Raw genomic sequence first — 10,259 nt, 5'->3', positions numbered from 1 at the left:
TCGGCGCCAATGGCTTTTGATGCAGGTGCTTTAAAAATGGCTGCTCCGGCAACAGATACACCATCGGAACTTACCCAGTGGCCGGTGCAAATGCATCTGATCAATCCGGCAGCAAGCTATTTCCAGGGCGCCGATCTTTTGGTAGCTGCCGACTGTGCAGGTTTTGCATACGGCAATTTCCACAACGACTTTATAAAAGGTCGAAAAATGGTAATCGCCTGTCCAAAACTCGACCAGGGAAAGGATATCTATGTGCAGAAACTGGTGAGTTTAATTGACGAATCAAGAGTAAACACAATAACCGTTGTAATTATGGAAGTTCCATGTTGCGGAGGATTGTCGCAAATGGTAAAAATGGCCACCCAAATGGCATCGCGAAAGGTACCCGTTAAAGAAGTTGTGATTGGAATTAAAGGCGATGTATTAAGCGATGAGTGGATGTAAACCACAAGAATTGCTAAAAATTTTTGTGATAAAATCAGAGCCCTCATCACTCAACCCAAAAAAATTAACGAATTAAAAAATAGAAAAATGAGCATGTTTTGTTTTCAATGTCAGGAAGCAGCCAAAGGAACCGGCTGTACTATTGCAGGAGTTTGCGGAAAAACCAGCGATGTAGCAAATTTACAAGATACTTTACTTTACGTATTGAAAGGAATTTGCTGGTATAACGAGAAATTAAGGGCCGTTGATGCCAACCCTAAAAAAGTAGATAAGTTTGTTTTCGATGGTTTGTTCAGCACCATTACCAATGCCAATTTTGATGCGGCGGTATTTACCAAACGAATCATTAAAGCATTGCAGTTACGAAACGAGCTGCATGTATTGAGCAAAGAAGCAGGAGTAACTTTACCTGCAGAACTTCCGGCTATTGCAACCTGGACAGGTAACACTACCGAAGAGTTTGAAGCCAAAGCGGAAGAAGTTGGCGTTTTGAGCACTGAAAACGAAGATATCCGCTCGTTGCGCGAGTTGATTATTTACGGTGTAAAAGGATTGGCAGCTTATGCCGAGCACGCCTACAACCTGGGAAGCCAGAAAGATGAGATTTTCGCCTTCATGCAACGAGCGCTGGTGGCTACTACCGAAGATTTAAGTGTTGACGAATTGGTTGCACTTACACTGGAAACCGGAAAATTTGGTGTTGATGTAATGGCATTACTGGATGCTGCCAACACAGGTTCGTACGGAAACCCGGAGGCTACAAAAGTAAATATCGGGGTGCGTAATAATCCGGCAATCCTGATTTCAGGTCACGATATGAAAGACATGGAAGAATTGCTAAAACAGACCGAAGGAACAGGCGTTGATGTATACACACACAGCGAAATGTTACCAGCCCACTACTATCCGGCTTTCAAAAAATACGAACATCTGGTGGGTAACTACGGAAATGCATGGTGGAAACAAAATACCGAATTCGAGAGTTTTAACGGACCAATTCTGTTTACCACCAACTGCATCGTTCCGCCAAAAGCATCGGCAACTTACACCGACCGGATTTATACCACTGGGGCATCAGGTCTGAGCGGTGCCATCCATATTCCTGATCGCCAGGATGGTAAAATGAAAGATTTCAGCGCCATTATCGAGCACGCTAAAAAATGTGCTGCACCGCAGGAAATTGAAACAGGCGAAATCGTTGGAGGATTTGCACACGCACAGGTTTTTGCTTTGGCCGACAAAATTGTTGATGCTGTAAAATCGGGTGCCATCAAAAAATTCTTTGTAATGGCCGGTTGCGACGGACGTATGAAAAGCCGCGACTACTACACACAATTTGCTGAGCAGCTGCCACAAGACACTGTGATTCTTACTGCAGGTTGTGCAAAATACCGTTACAACAAATTGCCTCTTGGCGATATCGGTGGAATTCCGCGCGTAATCGATGCCGGACAGTGTAACGACTCGTATTCGCTGGCAGTTATCGCCTTAAAACTGAAGGAGGTTTTTGAGCTGAACGACATTAACGAATTACCAATTGCCTACAACATTGCATGGTACGAACAAAAAGCTGTTATCGTGTTGCTTGCACTGTTGCACCTGGGCGTTAAAAATATTCACCTTGGGCCAACACTTCCGGCATTCCTTTCGCCAAATGTTGCTAATGTTTTGGTTGAAAATTTCGGAATCGGCGGTATTACCGAGGTTGAACAAGATTTGGAATTATTTATGAGCGCAGTTTAGAAGTTGAGGAGAGAGGGACGAACCTTAAATTGAGGGACAGTTTGTTTTGAGGTTTTTACAATGGCATCTGCGAGAGTGGGTGCCATTTTTATTTCCCAAACACCTTTTCGTTTAACGGCAGCGTAAACCAAAAAACAGAACCTTTTCCCAATGAACTCTCCACCCAAATTTTACCGTTATGCCATTCGATAAACTCTTTGCAAAGCATTAAACCCAGTCCGCTGCCTTTTTCGCCTTTGGTTCCCGGTACTGTTTCCTGTTTTCCCGTCCGAAATAAATACTTCATTTTATCGGGCTCCATTCCAACACCTTCATCGCGAATTCCCAGCGTTATAAAACGATCATCCGAATTACCTCTTACAATATAAACCGAACTTTCGGGATTACTGAATTTTACCGCATTGGTAAGCAAGTTCCTGAAAATGAGCAAAAGCATATTATAATCGGCATACACATCTAATGATTTATCCTGAATCCGATTTTCAATCACAACTCCCTTTTTCTTCGCTACTGCCTCAATTTCGTAAAGAGCCACTGAAATAAAATCATCAAGAACGATTGATTTTGGAGAAAACTCAATCACTCCCCGCTGCGACCTCGACCAGTTCATCAGATTCTCGAGTAAAGCAAAAGCCCCGTCACCGGCTGCTTTCAGGTTTTCAAGGATCTCCGCCATAAGTTTCTTATCGAACTTTTGGTAACCCTCGATCAGCACATCGGTGTACCCCAAAATTACATTAAACGGGTTTCGAAGGTCGTGGGCAATAACCGAAAATAATTTATCCTTGGTGGCATTTATTTCGGCAAGTTCGTTGGTTCGCCTGGCCACAGCCCATTCCAGTCTCTGTTTTTGCTGCTCGAGCGACCTGACACGCATGTGATTGACAAACCAGAAAATACAAACAAAAATTACGAACAGAGTTAAAATAAACCACCAGCTTTTCCACCACGGAGGTACTATAATAATCCTGAGCGCAATCCCTTCTTCATTCCAAACTCCATCGCCATTGGCACCTTTCACCCTCAAAATATACATTCCGGGATCAAGATTGGTATAGGTTGCCTGACGCCGTGTTCCGCAATAAATCCAATCTTTGTCGAAATACTCAAGCATGTAAGCATGTTGATTTTTTGCGGGGCTGGCAAAATCCAAAACACTAAAATGAAAGGTTAAAACCGATCGGTTTTCAGAAATTTTAATCTCATCAACTTCTGAGATCACTCTTTCGAGCGGCGACCCGGGCTCGTTCGGATAAACTACTTTGTTAAAGATCTCCAGCTCTGTTAGTTTTACAACCGGTACATGTTCATTCTTTTTCAGCTTCCCGGGGTAAATAATGCTAAAGCCGTTGATTCCTCCAAAATATAAATTGTTATCCGAGTCGACCAACACACTTCTCGGCCTGAATTCATTGCTCTGCAGGCCGTCGTCGCTGTAATAACATTCAAATACATTTTGATTATCATTGTATCGACACAATCCGTCAGAAGTTGAAAACCACAGAAAGCCATCGGCATCTTTTATTATACCATTCACTGTATTATTAGGCAAGCCGTCATTTACAGTGAAAGTGCGGACATCTCCGGTTTTCGGGTTAAAATGATATAAACCCGACAAGCTTCCCACCCAAACCGAAGTAGGACTTTCAACAAAAATATCGTAGATATGAGCCGCACTCAGCGTTTCCATTTCTTTTGCAACCGAACAATTGGTAAATGAATTATTTTCAGGAAAGTACCGTACCAATCCCAAGTTGGTTCCAATAAAAAAGGATTCATCGTCGGCCCTGCGAATTACGTTGACATAATTAGCCGGAAGATCGCTGTTTTCAGCATCAAACACTTCCCACTTGTTTTCTTTTGGGAAATACCGCACAACTCCCGCACTAAATGTAGCAATAAGCAAATCGGAGTGATTTCCCGGACAAACATGAAACAGGTTATCGTCAGGAATTGGAGAACTCTCTGTATCATACGTTGTAAACACCTCGCTTTTACCGTCATAACGCACCAATCCCGACCCCCAGGTTGCCAGCCAGCCGTTGCCATCCTCATCTTCAATTATCGACAACACATAATCGTTGGGTAAATCAGAATTTGACGAATTCAGATTGGTAAAAAACCCGGTATTTTTATTCATAAAATTCACTCCACCCCCATCGGTAGCTATGGCAATGGTGCTGTCGTTAAGCTCAAAAAAAGCATTTACCATATTGTTGGTATTGCTTAAATCTCCTCCTTTAAACTTGTTGTACGACACAATGGCCTCACCATTATCAGGAGCTATCTGTACTCCGTTTGCATAAGTTCCAATCCATAAATTGTTGCCGCTATCGATAAAAAGACATTCGCCTGAATAGGTTTGGGCAACCAGTGGATCGGATTTAGCAGACAGAAAATGTTTAAAATGTTGCCGGTTTTTGTCGAGGCAATAAATACCGTCGTTTTCGGCCCCTACCCAAATATTACTGTCCTCGTCGGTAACGAGGCTTAACAAGCGGTTTTCCGAGATAGAGCCCGGCTGGTTCGGATCGTGCCTAAAGTTTTTTAAACGCGCTTCACCCTTGTTATTCCTTGCCACCATAAACAACCCCTTCGAAAAACTGGCCGCCCAAATGTTTCCCGAACGGTCTTCCATAATTTTACCGATTCTTGTTCCGAAGTAATTTTCATTGTTAACACCTTTTACTACCCTCTCAATTTCTTTTGTTTCTGTATTTAATACGGCAAGTCCGTTGGCCGAACCAAACCATAGCCGTCCGTCGGAGGCTAGAAACACATCATCAATAACCGAAATGCCTAAATTATTTATATGCTCTACGGTATTTCTCTGCGGATCGAAACAAAAGATTCCGTTGGAACTGGCAATGTATACCGAACCATTTTTGTCCACTTGCAGGGCTCTTGCCTGAATGGGAAGATCGTGTAAACAGGATAATGAATCGTATTTAAAACTGTGCAACTTATCGCGTGTAGGATCATAAAAACTTAAGCCCGAATTCGATCCCACATACAAGCGGTTATTATTATCGATACACAGGGCCAGAATCAAATTATCGGGCAAGGCATTATTCTGAAGCTTGTTTTCATCTTGCCGGTAGGTTTTAAAATGGTAACCATCAAAACGATTAAGCCCCTTGCGGGTTCCAATCCACATAAAACTGTTTTGATCCTGAACGATACTTGTAACAGATGATGAAGATAAACCCTCAACTGTTCCAAAATGATTTAAAGGAAGAAATTCGGGTTGTGCAACAACTCGATGTATCTGAAAAGAAAAGATCAGAAGAATTCCGAGAATACCTATATGCCCTTGTTTTACTATCATTACACAACCTATAATACCCAGTTTAGAGCAATGCTTTTACTTCTACAAGGACGTATAAAATAATTGAAATGGAATTCACTGCCTATTATGCGTCAGGGGTTTCGAGAAATCAAACTTAAGAAATATATTTCTATCAACCATATGTTTTTCCTACTTATTTCGCACTTATACCCTATGATAGCGCACAAAAAATAGCAAAATGTCAGTTTTGGGAAGAATACTTTTCGGATTAAAGTGCTTACAAACAAAAATGAAATTGAGGGCAGTCGACAGCATTTCATAAAAAAAGGACGGTGAATTCACCGTCCTTTCTATAATATATGGAATTACTTTCTTAAGCTTTTCCTGCCGAACCCAAAACGTTTTCGTTTTTGTGCTTGTACAACTCTTTTAATGAATCGCGTGCAGGTCCCAGGTATTTACGTGGGTCGAATTCTGCAGGATTTTCGTTCATTGTTTTGCGGATAGCTGCAGTCATTGCCAAACGACCGTCAGAGTCGATGTTAATTTTACATACTGCAGAAGAAGCCGCTTTACGCAACTGATCTTCAGGAATACCAACAGCAGCTTTCAAATCGCCACCGTTTGCATTAATAATTTCTACCTGATCCATTGGAACAGAAGAAGAACCGTGAAGAACGATTGGGAAACCAGGAATACGTTTTTCAATTTCTTCCAGGATATCAAATTTTAATGGAGGTGGAACCAAAACGCCGTCTTCGTTTTTAGTACACTGCTCAGGAGTAAATTTGTGTGCTCCGTGAGAAGTACCAATTGAAATAGCCAGTGAATCAACACCGGTACGTTTTACAAAATCTTCAACCTCTTCTGGTCTTGTATAAGTTGATTCTTCAGCTACTACATCATCTTCAACACCTGCCAAAACACCCAGCTCACCTTCAACACTTACACCGTGTGCGTGTGCGTATTCAACAACTTGTTTTGTAAGTGCCACGTTTTCTTCGTATGAGTGGTGCGAACCATCAATCATTACTGAAGAGAAACCATTATCGATACAGTCTTTACACAATTCAAAAGTATCGCCATGATCCAGGTGAAGAACGATAGGAATTTCGCAACCCAGTTCTTTTACATACTCAACAGCACCACGTGCCATGTTACGCAACAAAGTAGCGTTGGCATATTTACGTGCACCTGATGATACCTGAAGAATTACCGGTGATTTTGTTTCAACACAAGCCTGAAGAATAGCCTGCATTTGCTCAAGGTTATTAAAGTTGTAAGCTGGAACAGCATATCCGCCTTCAACTGCTTTTGCGAACATTTCTTTTGTGTTCGTCAAGCCTAAGTCTTTGTAACTTACTGCCATTTTTATTCGAATTAATCTTTGGTTTTTAATTTTTTTTGCGCCGTGAAAGTAAATAAAAATCAGAGAATGAAGAGGTTTAGATAAATCCCCGAATCGATATTTAACGTTAAATACAATAATGTTACAGCGTTAATTTTCAGATAATTTTGTCCGTTTTTTACGATCATTAACAAGGAAAAATTGGTTAACCTAAACTCAAATCGTAATTTTGTGTTCTTATTCTATTTGATTTAAAAGTAAAACGATTTAATTATGGGAAAAATATCCGAAAACGTTAAGCCGGGAGTTGTTACCGGTGCCGACGTACAATTTATTTTCGAAGAAGCTAAAGCTAAACAATTTGCCATGCCTGCAATAAATGTTGTAGGTTCTTCTTCAGTTAATGCAATTATGGAAGTTGCCAAAGAGGTAAACGCTCCTGTTATGATTCAATTTTCGAACGGTGGTGCTGCATTTAACGCCGGTAAAGGTTTAAAACTAGAAGGCCAGGAAGCAGCCATTTTAGGAGCTGTTGCAGGTGCAAAACACATTCACACTTTAGCTGAAGCTTACGGTGTACGTGTTATCCTGCACACCGACCACGCCGCAAAAAAATTGTTGCCCTGGATTGACGGTTTGTTGGATGCCAGCGAAAAACACTTCGCCGAAACCGGTAAACCACTTTTCAGCTCGCACATGCTTGACCTTAGCGAAGAGCCATTGGAAGAGAACATCGAAATCAGCAAAAAATACCTGGAGCGCATGGCCAAAATGGGTATGACTTTGGAAATTGAATTGGGTATTACCGGTGGTGAAGAAGATGGTGTTGACAACAGCGATGTTGATGCATCGAAATTATACACGCAACCGGAAGAAGTTTGTTATGCTTATGAAGAATTAAGCAAAGTATCGCCAAACTTTACAATTGCAGCATCGTTTGGTAACGTGCACGGTGTATACAAACCGGGTAACGTTAAACTGACTCCAAAAATTCTTGACAACTCGCAAAAGTACATCCAGGAGAAATTGGGAACTAAAGAAAAGCCGGTGAACTTTGTATTCCACGGCGGATCAGGTTCTACTCACGAAGAAATTCGCGAAGCTATTTCGTACGGTGTTGTTAAAATGAACATCGACACCGACACGCAGTGGGCATACTGGGATGGCGTTCGTGCTTTTGAAGCTGCTAACCACGATTACCTGCAAGGACAAATTGGAAACCCTGAAGGTGATGAAAAACCAAACAAAAAATACTACGACCCACGTGTTTGGTTGCGTAAAGCAGAAGAATCAATGATTGCCCGTTTGAAACAGGCTTTTGAAGATTTGAATGCTATCGACGTTCAGTAAGAACAAATTTCGATATAAAATAGTAAAAACCGTTTCTCGTTTGGGAAGCGGTTTTTTTATTCCAGCAACTGCGTATAATGCTCGTAGCGGCTAAAAATCTGTTTCACATAACTCACCGGTTCTATTCCGCGCACATAACCATATTTAATAAATGGTTTATTGTAATTCTCCGGATAGCTTAGTTTTAACATCGATTCCTCAACACATTCGTCCCACCTGTAACTGTCAATTCCTTCCTCTTCGGCCAGTGTCCGTGCATCAAGCACATGACTGTAACCACAGTTGTAGGCTGCCATCGTAAATTTTATGCGCTGCACCGAATCAGGAATATCAATAAAACGGTCCCACAAAACTTTTAACACTTTGGTTGCTCCATCAAGGTTGTCCTCAGGGTCGGTTCTGTCTTCAACTCCATAACGTTCGGCAGTTTGCGGCATCATTTGCATCAACCCTTTGGCTCCTGCCCACGATTCCGACACCGGATTAAACCTCGATTCCTGGTAAATCATCGATGCCATCAATCGCCAGTCCCAACCTATTGTATCGGCATAGGTTTGTATCAAATCGTCGTATTCACTTATCCGGTTGTGGTTAATACTGTAGAAAACACTGTTTTCGCGCATCTTAAACGACCGTTCGTTTTTAAAGTACTTGTTGTAAATGACGTAATAAGCTACTCCGTTTTTCATCGAGTCGATCCAGCTGTTTAGTTCAGCCAGTAACTCATCCGAATTGGGACGAAGAGCCCAGGCCATACGTTGCGAAAAACTAACCGGTACCCGGATATCAAGATTGGGATAATACGATGCGTTAATGCTGGCAATATTATTATCGGCAAAGGTGTACTTGATTTCACCGGTCGATACCATTTCAATAATTTTATCGGTCGACAAGTCGCCGGGCAGTGTATCAACATAAATTGTTCCGCCCATTTCGTCCATAAGGTTTTCAACCCGGTTCAGATATGACGAGTTGGCACGCACCGAAACGGTATCGTCAATCAGCTCAATGGCATCGTGTATTAACGCGTTTTGTACTGCACTCCATTTCATCTTTCGCCAGTTGTCGGGCTTTTTCTGCACCAAAACCTGGTGAGTGAGGTACAAATAATCGGAAAACTGCACCAACTCCTTGCGTTTACCGGTAATGGTTAATCCATGCGCAATGAGGTCAACTTTTCCGTTCATCAGCATTTCGTGCATGGTCTCAAAATCATTCGATACCTCAAGTTTGTATTCAACATCAAGGTGTTCGGCAAAACGTTTCAGCAGTTCATACTCGTAACCCATAGGCTGTCCCCGGTACAGAAAATAACTGGTACTGCTATAGGTGGTAACCACATTCAATACGCCATCATCCAAAATCTCAGATAAATCACGATCAATAATTGGGCGATCTTCTTTCTTGTTGTCTTTTGGATTTTTGTTAGAGGTGCATGCAGCCAACATAAATAGCAAGACGATGCAAATAATACCAAAATAATGTTTTACCATACATTTTACGGTTTATAATCTCTGATCTTACTCCGGCAAGGTATAAAAAGAATTAGAAATATGAAATTTATCAGTTTTCACGCTCACATCATTTACATTTTAGTTACAGTTGCCACCAACTGCCACCTTACATAAAAGGATTCTTTAAAAATAAACCATCAAATGCACATTTTTCATTGTATGAAGTTGATTTAATTATATTTGCAGCTCGGTGCAAACCTATGAGAAATCGGAGTAAACATATTTTGCTGAGTTTATTGTTCGCAATTGTTGTTGGCGGTTTACCTGTTTTTGGAAACGATACACTACAGATCGATTCGCTAAAAACGGCTGTTAAAACGGAAACAAATGCGGAGAAGATCGTCGATATCTACATCGATCTGTCCGATTTATACGACTTCACCAATCCGGATAGTTCGTTGGCATACGCACAAAAAGCACTGGAGCTGTCGCAAAAAATAAACTACAAATACGGCGAAGGAACAGCACTTTTTCTTATCAGTTATGTGTACGACCAAACAGGCGACTGGCTTCCTGCCATTTCCAACCTCGAACAAGCCATTACGATATTTACCGAAACCAAAGATTCGGT

6 protein-coding genes and 1 pseudogene are annotated in these 10,259 nt (G+C 41.5%); 4 read left to right on the top strand and 3 right to left on the bottom strand.

Features of this window, described 5'->3' with window-relative positions; all coding sequences use genetic code 11:
- Nucleotides 1-444 (top strand): annotated as a pseudogene (locus ABZB17_RS15965) (4Fe-4S ferredoxin); the annotation flags it as partial.
- 87 nt (nt 445-531) lie between these two features.
- A complete protein-coding gene (hcp, locus tag ABZB17_RS15960; RefSeq protein WP_372651489.1) occupies nt 532-2,187 on the top strand; it encodes a hydroxylamine reductase in 1,656 nt (551 codons plus the stop codon).
- A gap of 88 nt (nt 2,188-2,275) precedes the next feature.
- Here the strand turns inward: hcp and ABZB17_RS15955 are convergent, their stop codons facing one another.
- Together ABZB17_RS15955 and ABZB17_RS15950 are read right to left on the bottom strand one after the other, a co-directional pair.
- The gene (locus ABZB17_RS15955) at nt 2,276-5,515 is read right to left on the bottom strand and encodes a two-component regulator propeller domain-containing protein (protein WP_372651487.1); all 3,240 of its coding nucleotides are present in this window, start codon (nt 5,513-5,515) and stop codon (nt 2,276-2,278) included.
- Nucleotides 5,516-5,849: 334 nt separating this feature from the next.
- Nucleotides 5,850-6,845, bottom strand: coding sequence for a class II fructose-bisphosphate aldolase (locus ABZB17_RS15950; RefSeq protein ID WP_372651485.1), 996 nt, complete (start codon nt 6,843-6,845; stop codon nt 5,850-5,852).
- A 252-nt stretch (nt 6,846-7,097) separates the two neighbouring features.
- Here ABZB17_RS15950 and fbaA point away from each other — a divergent pair, with 252 nt between their 5' ends.
- Nucleotides 7,098-8,174, top strand: a complete 1,077-nt coding sequence (gene fbaA, locus ABZB17_RS15945; protein WP_045025646.1) for a class II fructose-bisphosphate aldolase — start codon at nt 7,098-7,100, stop codon at nt 8,172-8,174.
- 56 nt (nt 8,175-8,230) lie between these two features.
- Here fbaA and ABZB17_RS15940 read toward each other — a convergent pair whose 3' ends face one another.
- Complete coding sequence (locus tag ABZB17_RS15940) at nt 8,231-9,667, bottom strand: transporter substrate-binding domain-containing protein (RefSeq protein WP_372651483.1); 1,437 nt, start codon at nt 9,665-9,667, stop codon at nt 8,231-8,233.
- A 221-nt stretch (nt 9,668-9,888) separates the two neighbouring features.
- Between ABZB17_RS15940 and ABZB17_RS15935 the strand changes: the two genes are divergently transcribed.
- Nucleotides 9,889-10,259, top strand: a 371-nt coding sequence (locus ABZB17_RS15935) for a tetratricopeptide repeat protein (RefSeq protein ID WP_372651481.1), incomplete at its 3' end; no start/stop codon positions are given.

Source organism: Draconibacterium sp., from assembly GCF_041583095.1.
Classification (GTDB): Bacteria; Bacteroidota; Bacteroidia; order Bacteroidales; family Prolixibacteraceae; genus Draconibacterium.
Note: the sequence above shows the minus strand (reverse complement) of the source record. Positions and strands in the feature narration are given on the sequence as shown.